Annotated in this window: 18 protein-coding genes; 8 read left to right on the forward strand and 10 right to left on the reverse strand. The window is 46.6% G+C overall.

The annotated features are described in order from the left end of the window. Positions 1–8: 8 nt before the first annotated feature. The 3 genes from R7035_RS05530 to R7035_RS05540 all read right to left on the reverse strand — a co-directional run bounded on the left by R7035_RS05530 (position 9) and on the right by R7035_RS05540 (position 4,184). On the reverse strand, positions 9–1,733 hold the full coding sequence (locus R7035_RS05530; protein WP_033906280.1) for a putative 2-aminoethylphosphonate ABC transporter permease subunit: 1,725 nt from the start codon (positions 1,731–1,733) through the stop codon (positions 9–11). An 8-nt stretch (positions 1,734–1,741) separates the two neighbouring features. After that, positions 1,742–2,848: a putative 2-aminoethylphosphonate ABC transporter ATP-binding protein gene (locus R7035_RS05535; RefSeq protein WP_005395343.1), complete on the reverse strand. Its 1,107-nt coding sequence runs from the start codon at positions 2,846–2,848 to the stop codon at positions 1,742–1,744. A 325-nt stretch (positions 2,849–3,173) separates the two neighbouring features. Next, entirely contained in the window at positions 3,174–4,184 is a 1,011-nt protein-coding gene (locus R7035_RS05540; protein ID WP_005384363.1) for a putative 2-aminoethylphosphonate ABC transporter substrate-binding protein, read from the reverse strand. 266 nt (positions 4,185–4,450) lie between these two features. Between R7035_RS05540 and phnW the strand changes: the two genes are divergently transcribed. The 3 genes from phnW to phnX all read left to right on the forward strand — a co-directional run bounded on the left by phnW (position 4,451) and on the right by phnX (position 7,852). Continuing rightward, complete coding sequence (phnW, locus tag R7035_RS05545; RefSeq protein WP_256900880.1) at positions 4,451–5,554, forward strand: 2-aminoethylphosphonate--pyruvate transaminase; 1,104 nt, start codon at positions 4,451–4,453, stop codon at positions 5,552–5,554. Positions 5,555–5,580: 26 nt separating this feature from the next. After that, the gene (locus R7035_RS05550) at positions 5,581–6,960 is read left to right on the forward strand and encodes an aspartate aminotransferase family protein (protein WP_256900879.1); all 1,380 of its coding nucleotides are present in this window, start codon (positions 5,581–5,583) and stop codon (positions 6,958–6,960) included. A gap of 76 nt (positions 6,961–7,036) precedes the next feature. Next, complete coding sequence (phnX, locus tag R7035_RS05555) at positions 7,037–7,852, forward strand: phosphonoacetaldehyde hydrolase (RefSeq protein ID WP_262651464.1); 816 nt, start codon at positions 7,037–7,039, stop codon at positions 7,850–7,852. Between the two features lie 86 nt (positions 7,853–7,938). Here phnX and R7035_RS05560 read toward each other — a convergent pair whose 3' ends face one another. Next, on the reverse strand, positions 7,939–8,967 hold the full coding sequence (locus tag R7035_RS05560; protein WP_005384358.1) for a LacI family DNA-binding transcriptional regulator: 1,029 nt from the start codon (positions 8,965–8,967) through the stop codon (positions 7,939–7,941). A gap of 248 nt (positions 8,968–9,215) precedes the next feature. Here R7035_RS05560 and R7035_RS05565 point away from each other — a divergent pair, with 248 nt between their 5' ends. The 3 genes from R7035_RS05565 to R7035_RS05575 are packed head-to-tail and all read left to right on the forward strand — an operon-like array spanning position 9,216 to position 11,271. After that, on the forward strand, positions 9,216–9,659 hold the full coding sequence (locus tag R7035_RS05565; RefSeq protein ID WP_005374077.1) for a PTS sugar transporter subunit IIA: 444 nt from the start codon (positions 9,216–9,218) through the stop codon (positions 9,657–9,659). A gap of 58 nt (positions 9,660–9,717) precedes the next feature. Beyond that, positions 9,718–10,005 carry a PTS sugar transporter subunit IIB gene (locus R7035_RS05570; protein WP_005374080.1) on the forward strand — a complete coding sequence of 96 codons (288 nt, stop codon included), beginning with the start codon at positions 9,718–9,720 and terminating at the stop codon, positions 10,003–10,005. 9 nt (positions 10,006–10,014) lie between these two features. Beyond that, a complete protein-coding gene (locus R7035_RS05575) occupies positions 10,015–11,271 on the forward strand; it encodes a PTS ascorbate transporter subunit IIC (RefSeq protein ID WP_005384349.1) in 1,257 nt (418 codons plus the stop codon). A 218-nt stretch (positions 11,272–11,489) separates the two neighbouring features. Here the strand turns inward: R7035_RS05575 and R7035_RS05580 are convergent, their stop codons facing one another. Together R7035_RS05580 and R7035_RS05585 are read right to left on the reverse strand one after the other, a co-directional pair. Then, positions 11,490–11,852 (reverse strand): ATPase, encoded by a 363-nt coding sequence (locus R7035_RS05580; RefSeq protein WP_213872749.1) that lies wholly within the window; start codon positions 11,850–11,852, stop codon positions 11,490–11,492. Positions 11,853–11,861: 9 nt separating this feature from the next. Beyond that, positions 11,862–13,892 carry a S8 family serine peptidase gene (locus tag R7035_RS05585; protein ID WP_318145998.1) on the reverse strand — a complete coding sequence of 677 codons (2,031 nt, stop codon included), beginning with the start codon at positions 13,890–13,892 and terminating at the stop codon, positions 11,862–11,864. A gap of 466 nt (positions 13,893–14,358) precedes the next feature. Here R7035_RS05585 and R7035_RS05590 point away from each other — a divergent pair, with 466 nt between their 5' ends. Continuing rightward, entirely contained in the window at positions 14,359–15,615 is a 1,257-nt protein-coding gene (locus R7035_RS05590; protein ID WP_017819748.1) for a type 2 secretion system lipase, read from the forward strand. Between the two features lie 155 nt (positions 15,616–15,770). Here the strand turns inward: R7035_RS05590 and R7035_RS05595 are convergent, their stop codons facing one another. Next, the gene (locus tag R7035_RS05595) at positions 15,771–16,370 is read right to left on the reverse strand and encodes a TetR/AcrR family transcriptional regulator (protein ID WP_054728629.1); all 600 of its coding nucleotides are present in this window, start codon (positions 16,368–16,370) and stop codon (positions 15,771–15,773) included. Between the two features lie 111 nt (positions 16,371–16,481). Between R7035_RS05595 and R7035_RS05600 the strand changes: the two genes are divergently transcribed. After that, positions 16,482–17,024 (forward strand): carboxymuconolactone decarboxylase family protein, encoded by a 543-nt coding sequence (locus R7035_RS05600; protein WP_005374097.1) that lies wholly within the window; start codon positions 16,482–16,484, stop codon positions 17,022–17,024. 95 nt (positions 17,025–17,119) lie between these two features. Here R7035_RS05600 and R7035_RS05605 read toward each other — a convergent pair whose 3' ends face one another. From R7035_RS05605 to R7035_RS05615, 3 genes are read right to left on the reverse strand one after another with little or no spacing between them, the layout of a single operon-like run. Next, positions 17,120–18,496 (reverse strand): efflux transporter outer membrane subunit, encoded by a 1,377-nt coding sequence (locus R7035_RS05605; RefSeq protein WP_206970439.1) that lies wholly within the window; start codon positions 18,494–18,496, stop codon positions 17,120–17,122. Positions 18,497–18,510: 14 nt separating this feature from the next. Further along, positions 18,511–20,475, reverse strand: a complete 1,965-nt coding sequence (locus R7035_RS05610; protein ID WP_047102808.1) for a MacB family efflux pump subunit — start codon at positions 20,473–20,475, stop codon at positions 18,511–18,513. A gap of 1 nt (position 20,476) precedes the next feature. Then, positions 20,477–21,652: an efflux RND transporter periplasmic adaptor subunit gene (locus tag R7035_RS05615; protein ID WP_206970440.1), complete on the reverse strand. Its 1,176-nt coding sequence runs from the start codon at positions 21,650–21,652 to the stop codon at positions 20,477–20,479. Positions 21,653–22,060 lie beyond the last annotated feature (408 nt).

Genomic DNA, 22,060 nt, shown 5'->3' on the forward strand with positions numbered 1-22,060 from the left:
AAGTGTCCTTATCTTTTGCGCCAAGCTTGTGTGCGATTTTCTAACAATTTACCCAAAGTCATCTGAACAATCTTCGCAATTGCGGCAGCCATCATAATCATCACAGCCATTGCCGCTGCAGCGCCAGTTTGACCTGCATCATCCATATTCAGAATCGAGACCGAAGCCGGAATCGTATCGGTTGAGTAAAGGAATACTACCGCAGAAGTGGTGGTCAATGCATTAACAAACAAGTAAGTCGCAATGTCCAAAATCGCAGGTAAGCACACAGGTAATGTCACTTTAAAGAACAACTTGTATTGAGGAAGCTTCACCGATGCCGCCGTGGCTTCAATCTCCGATGGCAACTGCTTTAGCGCTGTCAGTGCAGTCATGTGACCCACGGTGTAGTAATGCACTACCGTGTTAATCACCAAGAATGCCATGGTGCCATAAAGCACGTTCAGAGGATTGTTCGCATCATTGAAGTAAAAGATGTAACCCAAACCAAGCACCATACCCGGTACCGCCATTGGCACCACGCTAAGCATTTGCATCACCTGGCGAATTGGATCGAACGCACGCCCTTTCTCAATGCAGTAAGCACCGACAAAAATGATGGCTGTACCAATAACTGCCGTCCAACCTGCTAGCGTTAGCGAGTTGAAGAATGGGCTCCAACCGTAAGTGCTCATTTCGGCAAAGTTGTAGTTGTTTAGCGTCAGCGCTTTGTTCCAAGGCCAGAACGTAACTAACGAGCCATACACCGCCATACCAAGCACCGCCAGCACTGCGATAGAAATGATGCTGCAGTAAACCAAACAGATGCTGTCGCGCGCTTTATTAGGTTCTGGCTGATAAGGCACCGAGCGAGTGTCGAATAAGCTCTTTTGTTTTTTCTGTACCCAGCGGTCTGCGCCAAACGCCATTACCGCAGGGAATAACAACATAATGCTGGTCACCGCACCCATGGCAAAGTTTTGCTGCCCCACAACTTGCTTGAAGATATCAGTCGCCAGAACGTTGTAGCTGCCCCCAATCACTTTCGGCACACCAAAGTCCGTGATAACCAGCGTAAAGACGACGATAAGCGTACTGATCAAACCGTATTTCGCCGCAGGTAACGTCACCATAAAGAAAGTTTTGATGGGTGAAGTTTTCAGTGCGCGGGCTGCTTCATACAAACGGGCATCTGAAGTGCGCAGCGAAGTCGTCAAAATCATCAATGCATGAGGGAAGGTCCAGAAAATCAAACCCATCGAGATACCAATCACGCCGTAAATCGAGTTTCCTAACAGCATCTCTTTGGCAATGCCTTGATTACCGAAAAGGAAGATCAAACTGATCGCTGGTAGCAACGAAGGCGCAAGAATTGGCGCAGTACCTAGGATTTGGAACAAACCTTTAAACGGCATGCGTGAACGAGTCAGCGCGTAGGCATAGCCAAATGCAAGCACACCCACTACCGAGGTCACAATCACGCCCAAAGTGAAGGTGTTTCCCACCGACACCCATAAGCTTGAAGAAGAAAAGTACGTAGCAAAGTTGGCCAATCCAACAAATTCGCCATTGGCATTTTGCACACTCTTGGTCAACATTGCCCAAAGCGGCATTAAGATGAACAGCACCATCATGGTCGACAAACCAGCGAGCAAACCGAACAACACAAGGTTGTCACGGCTAACACGTCCGAGTAAGGATTTTGCTTTGTCTTGTGTGGTCAGGCTATTCATCGTCATTGTCTTCGCATCCATGTTTACACCTACGCTGCTAGCGCTTTATCAACCGAGGGCACGGCGTAACCATGTAGCCCTTCTTCAGCAAACTGGATGTAACGTACATCGCCCGCCTTGATATTGAGTTTTTGAACCGTTTCCACAGGCACATCCACGACGATGGTTTTCGTTGAGCTGTCGTTTTGCAATACGCAATCAATGCGGAAAAACGCCCCTAAAAACTCGGTTGCGGTAACTCGCACAGGTAAAGAGTTGTTGTAGTTTTCAACGAACTTGATGCTTTCAGGACGCACCGCAAGGTCAAAGCGGTCACCACGTTGGATCTTACGATTGGTCAAGCTTGGCGCTGGCATTAGGGTTTCTGCAATGCGTACTTGGGAGTCCGTTGCGACTGAGGTTTCAATAAAGTTCATGCTGCCGACAAACTCAGCGACAAAGCGCGTGGCTGGTTGTTGGTAGATCTCTTGAGGTGTGCCGACTTGCTCAATCACACCATGGTTCATTACCACGATACGATCCGCCATCGACAACGCTTCATCCTGATCGTGCGTAACCATGATGGTGGTAATGCCTAGCTTGCGTTGCAGCTTACAAATCTCATCACGTAAGTGAACACGTACTTTTGCATCCAGCGCCGATAATGGCTCATCAAGCAGCAGTAGACCCGGAGACAAAGCTAATGCACGAGCCAAAGCAACACGCTGTTGTTGACCACCGGAAAGTTGGTTCGGGAATTTCTCGCCAGAGGTTGGAAGACCAATGGTTTCTAACCAATAATCCACCTTCTCTAACGCTTCTTTGGTCGACATGCCTTGGTTCTTCAAACCCACCGCAATATTCTCTTGCACAGTTAAGTTCGGAAACAGCGCGTAAGATTGGAATACGATGCCGAAATCGCGCTTCTCTGGTGGTAGGAATGTGGTCTCTTGACCGTTTTGAAAAATCGCACCAGACGTTGGCAAGTCTAAACCTGCAATGGCACGTAGCAGAGTGGTTTTACCGCAGCCAGAAGGACCAAGAAAACAAACGAACTCGCCCTTTTCAATCGCTAGCGAGATTTTCTTTAATGCAGTGAATTGTCCGAATTGCTTCACTACATTTTCGATATTTAGGTAATGTTGGTTAGTTGACATAACACACGCTCCAAATGGTATATACCAACTTTAGTTTTGGAGTGTTACGTTCCAATGACAAATTTATAGCCAGAAGATGACAAATAGATGAAGGGCGATGAGGTTTGTTTAGGTGACAATTAGAGATTCCCGACTCACTCCTTCGTCGCTCTCGAGAATGACGTTGTAAGTGCGGATAGAAGCTCCCAACTTTCTTAAGTCCGTCATTCCAGCGAACCTAGGTGAGACTAGGAATCTACTTTCAGCAAACTCTGAAATAACAGAGAAAACAAAAAATCCACCTCAACCGAGGTGGATTTCAGCATTCAACTCAAAGCAAATTCAATTAAGATTTTGGCTCTGATTTCGCATCGAACTTCTCAGACCATGCTGCTAGAATCTCTGCACGCTTACTGCCCATTTGCGCGAAGTCCATCTTCGCCATGTTCTCTTGAACATTAGGGAAGTTAGACACAGTCGCTTTCACTTCTTTATGTGCAACCACCGGATACATTTCTACGTAAAGCTCGTTTGCTGCTTTAGAGATTGACCAGTCGACAACGCGCTTCGCTGCATCCGACTCTTTTACAAGACCAACGGCTTCTGATTCCCAGCCGATACCTTTTGGTGTGATAACCGCTAGTGGTGCGCCTTGTGTTTTCAGCTTCGCGCCGCGGCTTGCCATCGAAATACCGATAGCCACTTCACCCATGCCCGCTTGAACACATGGCTTAGAGCCCGAGTGCGTGTAGTGTGCAATGTTCTTGTCTAGGTCACGCATGTAGTTCCATGCCTGATCTTCTCCCATGTTTTGTAGCCAAGCAGAAACCTGCATGTAGCCAGTGCCTGAAGAAGCTGGGTTCGGCATTGCAATGTGACCTTTGTAAACCGGCTTTGTGAGGTCTTCCCAAGACGTTGGTTTCGGTAGGTTAAGTTGTTTCGCTACCGCTTCGTTGAAACAAACTGCGTTAAAGAACGCATCGTTACCGAACCAAGCTTGGTTTGATTGAGGGTCGTTTAGGTTCGCGTGCAGCTCTTCCAAACCTTTTGGTGTGTAAGGCTTAAGAAGACCTTCATCTTTAAGCAGTGCCATTGACGAGCCAGCAAGACCCCAAACCACTTCCGCTTGAGGGTTGTTCTTTTCTGCCAGCAATTTCGCCGTCATGATACCGGTTGAATCGCGAACCCACTTAATCTTGATATCTGGGTTATCTTTCTCAAACGCAGACTTGTATTTAGCAAGAATGTCAGTTTCGAAAGCGGTGTAAACCGTGACTTCCTGTGCTGCCATTGCATTCGTAGCTAGCAGAGAGACAAGTGCAGCCAGCGATCCTTTCATCAAACGGTTTTTCATCATTTTCTCCAGTTAATTTGGCTAAGTTTCAATTTGGTCTGTACCAGTTGACGATATACACCCTACTGAGCCTTTGTGACGAAATCATGACCATTAAATGGCAGTTTTACGAAAATTTGCGATAAATAATCGTTCAATTGATCCGCCATTTTCTGGATATTAAAGTTTTATGAAATTGGAGATTCACCTATTTACTGCCCTTTTCTTCCTCGCTAGAGTGAACTCAAATTTTGGTGTAGACCAATTAGCTTATTCTGATGGAAATCGAGATGAAAAACGAATACCTACTACTGACTCCAGGTCCTCTATCTACTTCTGAAACAGTACGCGAAACCATGCTGAAAGACTGGTGTACTTGGGATGATGAATACAACAAAGACATTGTAGAAGTGATCCGCACTAAGCTTGTAAAACTGGCGACGGAGCAAGACGGCTACACCAGCGTACTAATGCAAGGTAGTGGCACCGCATCAGTAGAAGCGACGATTGGCAGCGCCATTGGCAAAGATGGAAAATTGTTGGTTGTCGACAACGGTGCTTACGGTGCGCGTATCGCTCAGATCGCTGATTACCTAAATATTCCATGCCATGTAGTTTCCCCAGGCGAAACATCACAGCCACACTTGAACGAGGTGGAAACTGCATTGGCATCGGATCCTGCGATCACACACGTGGCGATTGTTCACTGCGAGACAACCACTGGCATGCTTAACCCAATTGAGGAATTTGCTTCTGCAGCAAAAGCACACGGCAAAGTGGTGATTCTCGATGCCATGTCGAGCTTTGGTGGCATTCCTATCGATATCGCTGAGCTAGGCATCGATTTTATGATCAGCTCTGCAAACAAATGTATTCAAGGCGTGCCGGGCTTTGGCTTTGTGATTGCGAAACAAACTGAGCTAGAAAAGTGCCAAGGTCAGGCACGTTCTTTGAGCCTTGATCTTTACGACCAGTGGCACTGCATGGAAGTGAACCACGGTAAATGGCGTTTCACGTCTCCAACGCACACGGTTCGCGCTTTCTACCAAGCCTTGTTAGAGCTGGAACAAGAAGGCGGCATTGAAGCTCGTCATAACCGTTACCAAACTAACCAGAAAACACTGGTTGCAGGTATGCGTTCTTTGGGGTTTGAGCCACTACTGAGTGATGACCTTCACTCGCCAATCATCACTTCTTTCTACTCTCCGACGCACAGTGATTACCAGTTCAAAGCGTTCTACACGCGTTTGAAAGAGCAAGGCTTCGTGATTTATCCGGGTAAAGTATCGAACGCAGATTGCTTCCGCATCGGCAACATTGGCGAAGTTTACCCAGCAGATATCGAGCGCTTAATCGGTGCAATTGAAAAAGCAATGTACTGGCAAGTTGCGTAAAGCAGCCTTCTGATTGAGAGAGCGTTATGACTCAGAATATCAAACCGACTCATTTCCGCAGCGAAGGTGATGTCAACACGACACCAGCGCGCCAAGCTTGGAATGCATCGATGGACGACGAACGCACGCAAGCATTATTGAAGCGTGACTCGGAAGTCTTTCTTCATCAAGCCATGTCGACGCCTTGCTTAGATACCTTGGAAGCAGCAGAAGGCATCTACATCCAAGATGCCACCGGCAAAAAGTACATGGACTTCCATGGCAATAACGTCCACCAGTTGGGCTACGGTCACCCGCATGTGATGAAACGCGTGCAAGAGCAAATTGCCAAACTGCCGTTTTCACCACGTCGTTTTACCAACGAGACCGCGATTGAATGTGCCGAAAAGCTCACCCAAATCTGTGGCGGTGAATTGAACCGTGTGCTGTTTGCTCCGGGTGGCACATCTGCGGTTGGTATGGCTCTTAAATTAGCACGCCACATCACGGGCAACTACAAGGTGGTGTCTCTGTGGGATTCCTTCCACGGCGCATCATTGGATGCCATCTCAGTAGGTGGCGAAGCGTGTTTCCGACAAGGCATGGGGCCATTAATGGCAGGTGTTGAGCGCATTCCACCAGCCGTATCTTACCGTGGTGCTTTCCCAGTCGCGGACGGCAGCGACGTGCATTACGCCGACTACCTTGAATACGTGATTGAGAAAGAAGGTGGCGTGGGCGCGTTTATCGCAGAAGCGGTTCGTAATACCGACGTACAAGTGCCGAGTAAAGCCTATTGGAAACGCATCCGCGAAATCTGTGACAAACACAATGTCATGCTGATCATCGACGACATCCCTAACGGCATGGGTCGCAGCGGTGAATGGTTTACCTACCAAGCCTATGACATCGAGCCAGATATGCTCTGCATCGGTAAAGGTTTGGGCGGAGGGTTAGTGCCTATCGCTGCCATGGTAACCAAAGACAAATACAACACTGCTGAGCAAATCTCAATGGGTCATTACACTCATGAGAAAAGCCCTATCGGTTGTGCTGCAGCACTGGCAACTATGGAAGCCATTGAACAAGACTGCTTGCTAGATAAAGTCAAAGCCGACAGCCAGTTCATGCGTGAAAAGCTGCTAGAGATGAAAGCCAAATACCCAGTGATTGGTGATGTGCGTGGCATTGGCATGTTGTGGGGTATTGAGTTGGTCACTGACCACGAAAGCAAATCGCGCGCGTATGACGAAGCGGAAGCTGTGCTGTACCAATGCCTCAACAACGGCGTGAGCTTCAAGGTATCGCAAGGCAATGTGATTCAACTCAGCCCACCGCTGATCATCACTCGCGAACAACTGACAGAAGCGTTGGCGATCTTTGAAGAAGCCATCGCCAAAGTGTGCAAAGACTTTAACTACTTCTAACCTCAAAACCAATTTATCCAGAGCGCGGTTCCAACGTATAGGCAAGCGCTCTAGCAAGCAAGAAAAAGGATTGAACATGAGCAACTCACCAATTCAAGCAGTGATCTTTGACTGGGCTGGCACTATCGTCGATTTCGGCTCTTTTGCGCCAACCAGCATCTTTGTGGAAGCATTCAAACAAGGCTTTGATTTTGAAATCGACCTTGAAGAAGCGCGCGAACCAATGGGACTTGGTAAGTGGGATCACATCCAAGCTGTGGGTCGCATCCCTGCGGTTGATAAGCGTTGGAATGAGAAGTTTGGTCGCTCAATGACCAGCGAAGACATCGACGCTATCTACGCAGCATTCATGCCTCTGCAAAAAGCAAAAGTGGCAGACCATGCAGACCCAATCCTTAATGTGATTGAAGTTGTGAACGGTCTGAAAGACAAAGGCATCAAGATCGGTTCTTGTTCTGGTTACCCTCGCGAAGTGATGGATGTGCTGATTCCTGTTGCAGCGGATTACGGCTACAAACCGGATTACGTGGTAGCAACGGATGACCTGCCTCAAGGTGGTCGCCCGGCACCATTTATGGCACTGAAGAATGTGATTGAGCTGAATGTAACTGACGTTAATGCGTGCATCAAAGTGGATGACGCAGCACCGGGCATCGATGAAGGTCACAACGCCGGTATGTGGACCGTTGGTTTGCTGCTTTCTGGTAACGAAGCGGGTCTAACGTTTGAAGAATACCAAGCCGCGGACGAAGCAACGCTTGATGCCGCTCGTGAAAAAGCGCGTACAAAATTGATCAAGAGCTCGCCGCACTACCTTATCGACACCATTGCTGACTTCCCAGAAGTGGTTGCAGATATCGAACGTCGCCTAGCAGCAGGTGAGCGTCCTTAGTCGACAGTCACTATTCTCACGCATAAAAAAACCTCTCAGCATCGAGAGGTTTTTTGTATCACGTATTAGTTTCTAACCAAATGAGGTTAGTTGATCGCAGTACTAGCTCGGCGTTTTAGCTTAAAGCCCATGTCCGTTGCATGCTCTACAGGCTCACCTTTAATGGCTTGCAGTAACTTGTCTGCGGCTTTCGTCCCCATACGTTCGTAATCGAATTCCGCGCAGGTCAAACTTGGGTAGGCGTGCTCACCCATGGAAGAGCCTTCCAAACAGATAATCGCAATGTCGGTCGGGACTTTCAGCACTCGGCGGTGACACTCAAACAACGCGCCAATCGCAATCTCTTCATGGCTACATACCAGAGCATTCAAACTTGAATCGCGCAGCAATAACTTTGCCAACCCTTCCGCACCTAATTGTGAAGATGGCGCTTCGTGGGTGGTTAAGAAATGGTCCGGTGCAAGGTAGTTCTCAATCATCGCGCTTTGCCAGCCGTGTAGCTTACGTTGCAAAGTGGAGTGATCGCCACGCGCACCAATGAAGCCCACGTTCTTGAAGCCTTGTTCAATCACATGCTTGGTACAGGCTTTACCCACCTCAAAATGGTCAACGCCGATATTGAGGTAACTGGCTTTCGAGCTTAACTCAGCAATTTCCAATACTGGCGTGTTCGAGGCTTCCAAAAGCTGATTAGTACGTTGGCTGTGTTCATTACCAAACAACACCACTCCGGCTGGACGGCTCTCAAAAAATGTCGAAAGCAGTTTCTCTTCTTGCTCTACCGAGTAGTCGCTGTAACCAAGCAGCAATTGATAACCCGCCTTGTTCAACGCTTGTTGAAAGCTCGGTAAGAAAAGCGCGCACGCTTTTTCAAACAGGGAAGGAATGATAAGAGCGATGGAGTAACTTTCAGCAGACGCCAAAGCCCCTGCCGCTTTATTCGGGATATAGCCGAGCTCATCAACCACTTGTTGAATCTTTTCTCTCAGCTTGTCAGATACTAGCTCGGGCGTTCGTAATGCTCTCGACACCGTCATGGTGCCTACGCCGGCTTTTTTAGCGACGTCCGCCAAGGTGACATTGCCAGTACTTCTTCGTTTGCGAGGTTCGCTCATTGTTCTTATTTAGTGTTCTCTATTTTCTGCCGCGACATCTTACCACAGCGTTTTAGTGGTTTTGATATTAGCGCATTAGAACTCGATCACAAGCATATGAAACTCGGATGACTGATAAAAATGGTAGCGCTATCACAATTTATGATAGCGCTATCAGATAGCGCTACCATTTGTGATCATTCTCAGGTTTTTCTGACAAATTGATCGATAAAGTACCCATCAACAAAACAACAAACCGGAAAGATCCAATGCTACGTGAACTGATTACCTCTGATGTGATTCGCATCCATTCTGATGCTACTGACTGGAAAGATGCGGTGAGCAAATCCTGTGAAGTACTGATTGAAAATGGCGCGATTGAGCCAAGCTACGTGGACGCTATTTACCGCTCACACGAAGAGCTCGGTCCTTACTACGTGGTAGGTCCTGGTATGGCAATGCCACACGCTCGCCCTGAAGATGGCGTTAACCGTTTGTCTCTTGCAATCACAGTGATTCAAAGCGGCGTGAACTTCGATTCTGAAGGTAACGATCCAGTGAAAATGCTGGTTACGCTAGCCGCGACAGACAGTAACTCGCACGTGGATGCGATTTCTAAACTAGCTGAGTTGTTTATGAATGAAGAGCATGTAGAAGCCATCTGCACCGCTCAAAACACACAAGATGTTCTCGCGGTCATCGAAAAATACTAACTCCTGATGTGCCCTTCGAAATGGGCATACCCCCCTATAAAAAGAAAAGGTCTGAATTATGAAAATTATGGTTGTTTGCGGTCACGGTCTTGGTACTAGCCTAATGATGGAAATGAGCATCAAAGGCATCGTGAAAGAATTGAATGTAAACGCAGAAGTGGATCATATCGATCTAGGTTCTGCAAAAGGTACGGATTGTGACATCTTCATCGGTACTAACGACATCGTTGAACAGTTGAACGCACTTGGCGTTGAACCTCGCATCGTTGCGCTTGATAACATGGTCGACAAAGTGGCAATGAAAGAGCGTCTATCTGTAGCACTTCAAGAGCTTGGCGCTCTATAAGGTGGCGTTATGGAATTTTTCAGTTTCTTGATGAACGATGTCCTATCAGAGCCGGCGGTTCTGGTAGGTCTTATCGCCCTAATCGGCTTAATTGCCCAGAAAAAACCGGTCACCGAGTGCATTAAAGGCACGGTAAAAACCATTCTTGGTTTCATCGTGCTTGGCGCGGGTGCAGGTCTGGTTGTAACTTCTCTGGGTGACTTTGCGACAATTTTCCAACACGCATTTGGCATCACAGGCGTGGTTCCAAACAACGAAGCTATCGTCTCTATCGCGCAAGAAGCGTTTGGTAAAGAGATGGCGATGATCATGTTCTTCGGTATGTTGGTGAACATCTTGATCGCTCGCTTCACGCCTTGGAAATTCATCTTCCTAACGGGTCACCACACACTATTTATGTCGATGATGGTAGCAGCGATCCTTGCTTCTAGCGGCATGAAAGGTGTTCCACTGATCGCGCTTGGCTCTCTGGTTGTGGGCTCTGTGATGGTGTTCTTCCCTGCGATTGCTCACAAGTACATGAAGCAAGTAACAGGTTCTGACGACGTTGCTATTGGTCACTTCTCTACCCTTTCTTACGTACTAGCGGGCTTTATTGGCAGCAAGTTCGGTAACAAAGAACACTCTACTGAAGAGATGAACGTACCTAAGAGCTTGTTGTTCCTACGTGATACGCCAGTAGCAATCTCATTCACCATGGGCATCATCTTTATGGTGACGTGTATCTTCGCTGGCGGTGACTTTGTACGCGAAGTCAGTGGTGGTAAGCACTGGTTCATGTTCGCATTGATGCAATCCATCACATTCGCCGGTGGTGTGTACGTCATCCTTCAAGGTGTACGTATGGTTATCGCAGAAATCGTTCCAGCGTTTAAAGGTATCTCAGACAAACTAGTACCAAACGCAAAACCTGCGCTTGATTGTCCGGTTGTATTCCCATACGCACCAAATGCGGTATTGGTTGGCTTCCTATCGAGCTTTGCGGCGGGTCTTTTGGGTATGTTCCTACTTTACGTGATGGGTCTTACTGTGATTATCCCTGGTGTCGTTCCACACTTCTTTGTAGGTGCAGCGGCAGGTGTATTTGGTAACGCTACAGGCGGTCGTCGCGGTGCAATTTTGGGTGCTTTTGCACAAGGTCTACTGATTACCTTCCTACCAGTATTCCTAATGCCAGTACTGGGCGACCTAGGCTTTGCTAACACGACCTTTAGTGACGCAGACTTCGGCGCTGTTGGTATCTTACTGGGTCTGATTGTTCGCTAAGTGGTTAGCTTGAATATGATTAGCTGAGAACTGGCTTGATTGATGCGGGAATAGGCTCATCGGCATCAATCTTCAAGAATCTCTAGTCATAGCAAGCGACTAGCTTTAGAAGAAACCAGTCATAAAAAATAATCATACAAAACAATCGTAGAAAGAAAACAAACGCCCCTCACGTGAGGGGCGTTTTTCTTTTTGGCACTATCTTAAGGAGGTTTGGCTTATTGAAGCGTATTTCCGTTAGATAGCAGCTTTCTTGTCGGCTCTTGCTCAGTGTATTCGACCGCATCGTGAGCGGCGAGCTTATCGACTTCCGCCTGTTCACCCACCACAACCAACACGTGTTGTTTCACCAGAGCGTCGACCACTTCAATGTTGTGCTGACGAAGAAGCGCTCTCACTTCGCTCTCTTTTCCTTCATGATACTTAACAAAGTAACGTGCAGGTTGCTGCTCGGCTTGATCTTGGCGTTCATCCACGAGAGGAAATCCTTGATTGTTTGCCAAGCTGCTTGAGCTCAGTCCGATTGCCAATAGTGCGGTAGCGCCTACCGCAGGCAAAGAAAGTAAGGTCAACTTCTTCATAGTCACTCCTTATTGAAAGGTCAGAGTCCAACTGTTGATGGTGCCTGTGTCTCTTCTGGCATTGTCCACCGCTTTAAGTTCCCATGTGCCTTGTGATTCAAAACCAGAGAAGTCCGCTTGGAACGTGTTTTTTATATCGTTAGCGCTGCCGCCAGTATTATTGTGAAGTACAACTTCTCCACCAGTCGGTGACGTTAAAGTCACTCGTAGATCACCGATGTAAGTGTGGCTAATATCAACGTCAATACTTACTGTGCCTGAATCACCAGAGCGATCGACTTCTACTGCACTGATTGCGCCAGAAGATTTATTATCTGGAATCGCAACAGGGCTGGTATTTGAGAAGCTAGAGTCCGAAGAGCTACCACCATCAGGTCCATTACAGCCAGCGTCCAAGAACAGCTTCGCCGCTTCAGCATTAACTAGGCCGTGGCCAGTACGGTTGTCTCGACCAGCAACATCAATATCTGTTGCAGTTTTCACTAGGGCATTACGTACTTGCGCTGCTGTACAGGTTGGGTGGTAACTCCACACCAAGCCAGCTACGCCCGTTACGTGCGGTGTCGCCATTGATGTACCATTGTAGTACTCGTAATCTTCACCAGAGGTTGTTGCAACAGTAATTTCCTGACCAACATACCCCAATAGCTCTTGACCAAATGCACGATCAACCGTTACCGAAACCATACGATAAGCGTTGTTTGTGTCTACCAAGAAAGGGTTTTGTAAACCAGGTAGTTCAGAGTTGCTGTATACGATTGCAGCTCGCGCACCCGCATTGTAACAAGCCTGAACCGCATCTACTTCAGGGTAGTTTCCTGAAGACTGGTTGCCGATACGCTCAGTCAAACAAATTTTGCCCGACATATCACCACAGTTAAAGTTACCGCCAGAGACATCACAGCTATCTAGCGTTGCCGTTACTGAACCCGCGATTGGATCCGGAACATACGAAGAACCGTTATTGATCAAACGATTGTGAGGAACAATCCCACGATCAAACTGACTGACACCATTCAAGGTAATATCAGAAAGTTTACCTTCACCTACCGTAACCGTTGATAAGATCGCCACACCCGGGCCTGAGATCTTAACTTGATTAGTAGATTGTGAGAACGCTGCATGATCATTTTGATTATCAACAGCCGCAACAGACATCACTGAGTCATAAGAAGCTGGATAGCTGTGCGCTGTATTGCCATCATTACCCGCAGCGGCGATCAATAGAACGCCTTGATCGTAAATATTTTGCAGTGCATTTTGCTCAGTTCGGCTTGATTGACTACCACCAAGGCTCATGTTCACAACGTTAGCACCATTATCGGCACAGGTCTGGATAGCTTTAACAAGCCCAGATGAGTAACCCCAACCCGATTCGTTAAATACTTTCACGATGTGCAAATTAACATTCTGGTTTGGCATCACACCCTTTACACCTTCGGTGTTGGCAATCGCAGCAATCGTACCCGCGACGTGAGTACCGTGGGCATTGTTGTTACCCGGATCACTCCATGATCCCGTACCACTATCGTTAGTACCAGCAACGCGGTTACCGCTTAGGTCGTTGTGCGAAATGTCGTACCCTGAATCGATAATACATACAGTGCGATTACCCGCATTGAAGTCAGCTAGCAGTTGAGCATTAACCGCTTCATATCCCCATGGGGTCGTTTCGCTGAGCAAATAGCGAGGTGGATCGACTTCCACGTATTCCACATCACTACGATTGCGAAGCGGCTCTAAGTCATCGCCATCCAATTCAACGCTGTAAATGGCGCGATTGCCTAGTTTTTCCACCTTACGTGCCTTCACCTGTTCTAGAACAGACTCCTGCGCGATTCGTGGCCCCCAGAATGAGTTACCACCCATTGAAGAACGGCTGACTGCATCTTCTTTGAATTTGACGATGTACTTCGTCGGTAACTTAGATTCATCAAATCCCATTGGTGGAGCCGCAAACGCTGACATCGAAGTGGTCAGTGCTATTGCTACGGCAGACAACGAAAATAAGCCTTGTTTTTTACTTGTTGTGTAGTGCATTTGCCCTATTCCTTATTTGAGCTAATTTTTATTCACTATATTCTCATGAAAAGTCATCATCATGATGTTTGCATGAGAGCTTCAGCTATAGTTTACAGAGCAAAAATGCCAAACAATTTGTTTCATGAATATACAAATTTGTACAAAAGATCATTCAATAAACACTTTAAGTTAACATTAAAAATCACCGACAAAACCTTATAAAGCAATTACTTAATTAACAAAAAGTGAATGTTAAATTAATGTTAGTGAGTAATTATTCTAAATATCACCCATTTAATCGATTGCTATGCTGAATGGATTTTTTGACCGTGGTGCCAAAACTGAAATATTGAATATTTAGTTGTTGACTGTCTTGAGCATTTACTCAGAATTAGAAGGTTTAGTGAGAAAAATTCTCATCTAAATACTGTTATAGCCGAGCGTATTCACGCATTCGGAACAATAACCATTACAAGAAGAGTGAATGATGAAAAAAACAATCACACTATTAACTGCATTACTTCCGCTTGCCTCCGCCATTGCAGAGGAGCCAACTTTATCACCAGCAATGGTTTCTGCGGCTGAAGTGGTTAGCGCGCAAGAAAATCAAACTTATACGTACGTTCGATGCTGGTATCGTACGAGCCACTCTAAGGACGATGCGGCTACCGATTGGAAATGGGCAAAAAACCAAGATGGTAGTGACTTCACTATCGATGGCTATTGGTGGAGCTCTGTTTCATTTAAAAACATGTTCTACACCAATACCTCACAAAACGTAATTCGTCAGCGTTGTGAAGAAACACTAGATCTAGCGAACGAGAACGCAGACATTACATTTTTTGCTGCTGACAATCGTTATTCTTATAACCACACGATCTGGAGCAATGATGCTGCAATGCAACCAGATCAGATAAACAAAGTAGTGGCTTTAGGCGATAGCTTGTCTGATACAGGCAACATCTTTAACGCGTCCCAATGGCGCTTTCCTAACCCGAATAGCTGGTTCTTGGGTCACTTCTCAAACGGTTTTGTTTGGACGGAATACGTTGCTAAAGCCAAAAACTTACCGCTATACAACTGGGCAGTTGGTGGCGCAGCAGGTGAAAACCAATACATCGCGCTAACTGGTGTCGGCGAACAAGTTTCTTCTTACTTAACCTACACAAAGCTGGCGAAGAACTACAACCCTGCTAACACATTGTTTACGTTAGAGTTTGGTTTAAATGATTTCATGAACTACAACCGTAGCGTGCCGGAAGTAAAAGCGGATTACGCTGAAGCTCTGATTCGTTTAACAGACGCTGGCGCTAAGAACTTCATGTTGATGACACTGCCTGATGCAACCAAAGCACCACAGTTCAAATACTCAACACAGGAAGAAATTGAAACGATTCGTGCGAAAGTATTGAAAATGAACGAGTTCATCAAAGCACAAGCGATGTACTACAAAGCCCAAGGCTACAACATCGCATTGTTTGATACACACGCACTGTTTGAGAAGTTAACCTCGGCACCAGAAGAACACGGTTTCGTAAATGCAAGCGACCCTTGCTTAGACATCAACCGTTCATCCTCTGTTGACTACATGTACACTCACTCATTACGTTCTGAATGTGCAGCATCTGGCGCAGATAAGTTCGTGTTCTGGGATGTGACTCACCCAACCACAGCAACGCATCGTTATGTGGCTGAAAAAATGTTAGAAAGCAGCAATAACTTAGAAGAGTTTCGCTTTTAATAAGCCGTTGTTGTTCATTGCAAGTTAATCTGCATAAAAATGACCACGATGCTTCGTGGTCATTTTTTATCGATATCGCCCCCCGATAACGGGTTTATTTGAGCTCGCTTAGTTCAAGCCGTTGATTTAGAGACGTTGACTTTGAGCAGCCTCATTCAGCTTTCTGTTTTTGATACGTTACCGCGGAAGCTGTCCACCATAATAGAGATCAACGTCTTTAAGGTTACATCATCACTACGGTATGAGTAGGCTCGTATACCCGTAAACTGAACCTGGAACAACTGAGCAAGAAGCAATGTATCCTGGGCTTCAATTTCGCCATTCTCGATTGCTCGCTCAAACAGCTTTGCAAGAAAAGATTCAAATTGGTTTGCTAAGCTGTTTGTTTGATTGCGCAGCGCATTAAAATCCTCAGCAAATTCACTTGCTGATTTGACTAACATGCACACTTCACTGGGATTGGAGTCTCGCTGATTGATAACCACATCAATCGCGAAAGCTTCTATTGCATCTAGAACCGTTGTGTTCTGAGCTAAATGCAACTCAAACAGGGCTTGTAAGTTCGCAACGTACATTTTTAGCGCTTCACAATATAGCCCCTCTTTTGACCCAAACGTCGCATAAATACTTCCAGGACGCAGATTAACGCTATCTTGTAAATCACGTGTAGATGTTGCATGAAAACCTTTCTTCCAGAATAGATCCGAGGCGGCTTTCACCACTTCATCACGTTGGAATTTCTTTGTATTCGCCATGAGCAATTATCAATTTTGAACATATGCTCAATTTTATATTGAGCGACCGCTCAAAATCAACTATCCTGTTCTTGCCTAATCCGCTCATATCCAATTACAGGAGATTTAAACATGGCAGAATTTAAACTGTATACCGCAGAAAACGCACCCGAAGGATCAAAGCACCTGATTGAAAATTCAGTCAAAGCGTTTGGCATGCTACCAAATCTTCATGCTGTTATGGCTGAAGCGCCAACCTTGCTTGAGGGTTATCAAGTTGTGCATGAGCTCTTTCAACAAACATCATTTAACGCAGAAGAATTGACCGTCGTATGGCAAACCATCAACGTTGAACATGGTTGTCACTACTGCGTTCCTGCTCATAGTGCGATCGCGGCGTCAATGAAAGTGGATCAGGAGATTGTCGATGCTCTCGTCAACCAAACACCATTGGCAGACGAAAAACTTGAAACACTACGAGAGACAACGCTTCAAATGGTGCGCCAACGTGGTGTAGTGGAAGAGTCTCAGATAGAGAAATTCTTTGCGGCGGGTTACGGACAGCAGCAACTGCTTGAAATTGTTCTTGGTCTAGCGCAAAAAGTGATGAGTAACTACACCAATCACCTAGCTGACACCCCGGTTGATGCACCTTTCAAGAAGTTCGCCAAGTAACTTAAGCTTTTATTACTGGTCCCATTGATGGGACCAGTAATACCTTCAAAAAGGCTTTGTTGCATGGCGCTTCGCTAGTGTGAGCTGACACCTAATTACAACGGCGCAACGTCGGTTCCTCCTAAAGACTGGTAAAGCGTAACCTGAGTGAGAAACTGGTTGTAGCGGTTTTCCAACAAAGAAGCTTGCGCGTTTCTGGTGTCTTCTTGTGCATTCAAATAGTCTATGATCGATGTCGAGCCATACTGATACCGCGCAGCATAAATGGACTCAGCAGCACTTGCGGCATCATACTGCTCTTGTAAACGCGCCGCTTGATACTTCAATTTTTCTCGTGCTGACAAGGCATTTTCGACATCTTGGAATGCGGCGTACAACACTTGGCGATAGCTCACAATAGCCGATTGATAGTCTAAATCGGCAATGGCTTGGCTGTTTTTCATCTCATTCCATTGCAAAAACGGTAGCGTCATATCCGCACTTAAACTGCCGATCGGGTTGGAAAGCAGGTCTTTGAGCGCTTGTGACGATCCCCCCAAAGCCCCAGTGAGCGTCAGCTTAGGCAAGTAGTCCAAATCTGCTGCGTCTTTATTTGCTAGCGCGGCTTTGACGTCATAAATCGCTGCTTTAATGTCGGGTCTGCGGATCAATAAATCAGACGGAGCACCAACACTCAACGATGGCATATCGCCTTCAGGCAGCATTTGGATGTTTGCACTGATGCTCTTCGGCGGTTGATTGAACAAAATCGCAAAGGCGTTGTTTGCCTCAAGTAAACTCTGTTCAAACTCACTTTGCTGCGCTTGTAAGCTTGCCAACGTACGTTTGGCTTCAAGCACATCTAACTGATCCACAGCGCCAAGTTGGTACTGTTTTTCAATCAATTGTAGCGTTTGAGCTGCGTCTACCACATTACGCTGGCTGAGGTTTAAGCGCTGTTGCAGATAGCCGATTTGCCAATATAGCGATGCCGTCGTTGCTACCAAACTTTGTGCGGTCGCCTCGCGATCTTGTTGACTTGCCATCGCCGACCACTTGGCTTGGTCAACGTCTGCCGAGATTTTTCCCCATAAATCCAACTCGTAATTGACGGATAAGTTAGTGCTGTAACTATCTGCCGATTCCCCGCTATCAAGAGATTTTTGAGCTTGTCCTGATGTGGAAGAACTCAACGTAGGGAAAAGGTCATCTTGCGCTAAACCCAGCTGTAAACGCGCTTTCTTTAGCGTTAGCGTTGCCAGCGTCAAATCGTTATTTTGAGCCAACACCTGAGTAATGTATTGATTAAGCGTTGGGTCGTTAAACGCCAACCACCAAGGATCCATACTGACATCACCCGCAACATGCATCTGTTGCCAATTTGCAGGCACTTGCACCTCAGGAGCTTGATAGTCGCTACGCATAAGCGAACCACAACCTGACAACCACACTGCGCTTAAGGCAGCCGCGACCAATCGAGTTTTGAATTTCATTGTGTTACTCATTTTTAGTCTCTCGCTAGCGCTTCTATCGGATCGAGTTTGGCGGCATTGCGAGCGGGTAAAAAGCCGAAAGCGATGCCAATCAACGTTGAGCAAATAAACGCCCAGATGATCGAGTTCATTGAGTAAATCATTTGGAAGCTGCTGCCAGATGTACTGAATGCAAAACCAATCAAAAACGCCAAGCCAATACCAGCAATACCACCACACAAACACACTAATACCGCTTCAATCAAAAACTGACGCAAAATATCCGCTTGCCGCGCACCCACAGCCATTCGCACACCGATCTCTTTCGTGCGCTCTGTCACCGACACCAACATGATGTTCATTACGCCAATTCCCCCGACAATTAGGGAGATCACCGCAATCGCTGAGATCAGTAACGTCATGGTTGCGGTGGTTTTCTCGATGCTCTGACGAATGGTGTCAGTGTTAATCGTGAAGAAATCTTCTGTACCGTGGCGCATTTTTAACAAGTTGATGATGCTCTGCTCTACCGCCGCACTTGGGGCGTTCTCATCAATCCGTACAGTAATGCCGTTGAGGTAGCGTTGTCCCATCATGCGTCCCGACATAGTGGTGTATGGCACCCAAATTTTCAGCGCGTCGCTGTTGCCAAACGCGTCTTCTTTTTTCTGCGTGACACCCACAATACGCACTGGCAATGAACCAAGAAAAATCACTTCACCAATCGGATTTCTATCCGCAAACATTTCCTTTCTGGTGTTGTCATCAATCACTGCTTCTTGGGCGAGTGAGTTCACGCTCTCTTCATCCCAAAACTGACCTTTGGCGATCTCATAACCGCGCACACGGAAATAATCTTCCCCAACCCCTTCCACAGACGCGGTTGCATCCTGATTGGCGTAACGCACGGTTAAGCTGTTGGATAAAGACGGCGTGACACTGTCGACAAAAGGTAGACTCTCCAACGATTTAGCATCGTCGGCGGTTAGCGTTTTCACTCGTCCGGAGCGGCGGTCACCAAACCCTTTGCCCGGCCTGACATCAATGGTGTTTGTTCCCATGGATGAAATATTCGACAAAATTTGCTGTTGTGAACCATTACCTAGTGCCACCACGGAAACCACCGAGGCTATACCAATAATGATGCCGAGCATGGTCAAAAACGTGCGCATTCTGTGGCTAGACATCGCCAGCAGCGCCATTTTGAGCGCGTCAATAAAACTGTCCCACTTCCACCACTTACTGGCGACTTGCGCTGGGCGATGAAAAGACGTGCTCGGTGTCTGTACTGCTTGCTCATTGATTACAACTTGTGCATTTGGCGTATCTGCAATGATTTCACCATCTTTGATTTCAATGATGCGATCCGCAAAGTTCGCCACGTTCATATCATGAGTCACTAAGATGACCGTATGCCCAAGTTGATGCAACTCTTTAAGCAGTGCCATCATCTCTTGCCCACTGTGACTGTCTAATGCGCCAGTGGGCTCATCAGCGAGAATCACCTCACCGCCGTTCATCAGTGCACGAGCAACACTCACGCGCTGTTGCTGGCCACCACTCAGTTGGCTGGGCTTGTGAGTGAAACGATCTTCCAGCCCTAAGCGAGCCAATAACGACTGCGCTCGCTCCGTTCTTTGACGATGAGGAACTCCCGCGTAAACCGCCGGTACTTCCACGTTTGCCACCGCGGTTAAATCCCCCAGCAGATGGTAACGCTGGAATATAAAGCCAAAATACTCGCGGCGCAGTTCCGCCAGTTGGTCGGATTCCAACGTCGAGACATCTTGCCCATTAATGAAGTATCGACCGCTGGACGGTTTATCCAAGCAGCCGAGCACATTCATCAGCGTCGATTTACCAGAGCCTGATGCACCCACGATCGCGACCATTTCACCGCGTTTTATCTCTAAATTAATGTGGTTCAACACAGTAAGCGACTCGTCGCCAGAGACAAATCGTCGAGTTAAATCCTCAACTTTTAAAAGCACGTCACTCATCTTAGAACCTCATTGGAGATCGACGACGATCACTTCGGCTTGATGATTCTCCATCCATAGCATTGCCAAGAACAACCTGATCACCCTCCTTCAAACCTGAGAGAATTTCTGCGTTCACTTTGTTGTTAATACCCACTGTCACGGGCTTTTCCACCACTTGGCCCTGTTCAAGCACTGGCACGGTATAGTTGCCTTTGCCGCCAGATTTTTGCAGCACTTGTGAAGGGACAATCAAGGTATTTTCCGATTGCTCAAGGACAATCGAAACTTGCGCAGTCATGCCAATACGCAAAATACCTTGCGGGTTCTTCACATCAAATACAGCGTTGTAGTAAATGGCGTCGCTATCTGAAATGCTCAAATAGCTGTCATCGCCATCCATGATGGTTGGCCCCGGCTCAATGGCGCGCAGTGTGCCTTTAAACTGCTGATTCGGTTTGCCTAAAATGGTGAACAGCGCCATTTGGCCTGGGTGAACAAAAATCACATCGGCTTCCGAAATTTCGGCTTTCACCGTCATCGTATCTAGCTTGGCTAACTCGATAATAGTTGGCGTGGTTTGATTGGCGTTTACGGTTTGTCCTTCTTCCACCGCGGTGTAGACCACCGTGCCATCCATCGGTGCGTTGATGGTGGTGTAACCGAGATCTAACTGCGCATTGTCGACGTTGATTTTGGCTTTCTCGATTTCGGCATCCAATTGCGCTAACTCGGCTTTGTAGATGGCGAGCGTCGCTTCGGCATTCTCGTAATCAGCTCGTGAGCTCGCTTTCGCTGCCAACATGCCTTTTTGGCGCACGTATTCATAGTTTGCTTGTTTAATCTGCGCTTGCTTAGCCTGGTACTGAGCGTTGAGACTATTAAGAGACGCTTGGGCTTCTTTGAGGCTGTTTTGCTGAGTCAGGCTGTCAATCTGTGCAATCAAGTCCCCCTGTTTTATCTCATCCCCTAAGTTCACAGCGAGGCGTTGAATTTGCCCAGATACTTGCGCACCTACATTCACCAATTTGGACGCTTGCAACATGCCGTTAGCTAATACCGCCTTTTCGATATTGCCTTTGCGAACGACTTCTGTCGCGTAAGGAGAAATGGGTTCTGGACGTTGCAGATAATGATAACCACCAGCACCAATAGCAAGTAGGCCACACAAAACGAGCCATTTTTTATTGAGTTTCATAGCAGGAGTGAAGTAAATAATCGTTTTGATTTTATACTGCTATTTGTCTTAGCCGTACAGGGTACGAGACGTAAAGATAGGTAAATTAACGTCAAGAAACTGAATGAATAACTTCACTAACGTGAAAAATCAGAGATATTATAGTCACTTCAAAGCTTTATTATTCAATACGTATAGCAAAGACCATTTTTAATATAGAAATTCAAGTTATAAGTATTATAAACAAAACTTTTAAATACCAACAAACCAGTAAAAATCTTAACTTATTCAATATGCAATCCATTAAAATTTCATTATGGCCATTTTTAATTATTGAATTTCAAGAGGAGTTAAGTGGCAAGTTAAATAAAAAATACCCACATAACACAGGTAAGACCGAGAGGAGTGTGTCATGTGGGTTTAAACGAT

It is taken from the genome of Vibrio sp. 1731 (assembly GCF_033339955.1).
Taxonomy (GTDB): Bacteria; Pseudomonadota; Gammaproteobacteria; order Enterobacterales; family Vibrionaceae; genus Vibrio; species Vibrio alginolyticus.

Coding starts and splice junctions, on each gene's coding strand:
- R7035_RS05530 (WP_033906280.1), bottom strand. CDS start 1,733: ATGGATGCGAAGACAATGACGATGAATAGCCTGACCACACAAGACAAA.
- R7035_RS05535 (WP_005395343.1), bottom strand. CDS start 2,848: ATGTCAACTAACCAACATTACCTAAATATCGAAAATGTAGTGAAGCAA.
- R7035_RS05540 (WP_005384363.1), bottom strand. CDS start 4,184: ATGATGAAAAACCGTTTGATGAAAGGATCGCTGGCTGCACTTGTCTCT.
- phnW (WP_256900880.1), top strand. CDS start 4,451: ATGAAAAACGAATACCTACTACTGACTCCAGGTCCTCTATCTACTTCT.
- R7035_RS05550 (WP_256900879.1), top strand. CDS start 5,581: ATGACTCAGAATATCAAACCGACTCATTTCCGCAGCGAAGGTGATGTC.
- phnX (WP_262651464.1), top strand. CDS start 7,037: ATGAGCAACTCACCAATTCAAGCAGTGATCTTTGACTGGGCTGGCACT.
- R7035_RS05560 (WP_005384358.1), bottom strand. CDS start 8,967: ATGAGCGAACCTCGCAAACGAAGAAGTACTGGCAATGTCACCTTGGCG.
- R7035_RS05565 (WP_005374077.1), top strand. CDS start 9,216: ATGCTACGTGAACTGATTACCTCTGATGTGATTCGCATCCATTCTGAT.
- R7035_RS05570 (WP_005374080.1), top strand. CDS start 9,718: ATGAAAATTATGGTTGTTTGCGGTCACGGTCTTGGTACTAGCCTAATG.
- R7035_RS05575 (WP_005384349.1), top strand. CDS start 10,015: ATGGAATTTTTCAGTTTCTTGATGAACGATGTCCTATCAGAGCCGGCG.
- R7035_RS05580 (WP_213872749.1), bottom strand. CDS start 11,852: ATGAAGAAGTTGACCTTACTTTCTTTGCCTGCGGTAGGCGCTACCGCA.
- R7035_RS05585 (WP_318145998.1), bottom strand. CDS start 13,892: ATGCACTACACAACAAGTAAAAAACAAGGCTTATTTTCGTTGTCTGCC.
- R7035_RS05590 (WP_017819748.1), top strand. CDS start 14,359: ATGATGAAAAAAACAATCACACTATTAACTGCATTACTTCCGCTTGCC.
- R7035_RS05595 (WP_054728629.1), bottom strand. CDS start 16,370: ATGGCGAATACAAAGAAATTCCAACGTGATGAAGTGGTGAAAGCCGCC.
- R7035_RS05600 (WP_005374097.1), top strand. CDS start 16,482: ATGGCAGAATTTAAACTGTATACCGCAGAAAACGCACCCGAAGGATCA.
- R7035_RS05605 (WP_206970439.1), bottom strand. CDS start 18,496: ATGAAATTCAAAACTCGATTGGTCGCGGCTGCCTTAAGCGCAGTGTGG.
- R7035_RS05610 (WP_047102808.1), bottom strand. CDS start 20,475: ATGAGTGACGTGCTTTTAAAAGTTGAGGATTTAACTCGACGATTTGTC.
- R7035_RS05615 (WP_206970440.1), bottom strand. CDS start 21,652: ATGAAACTCAATAAAAAATGGCTCGTTTTGTGTGGCCTACTTGCTATT.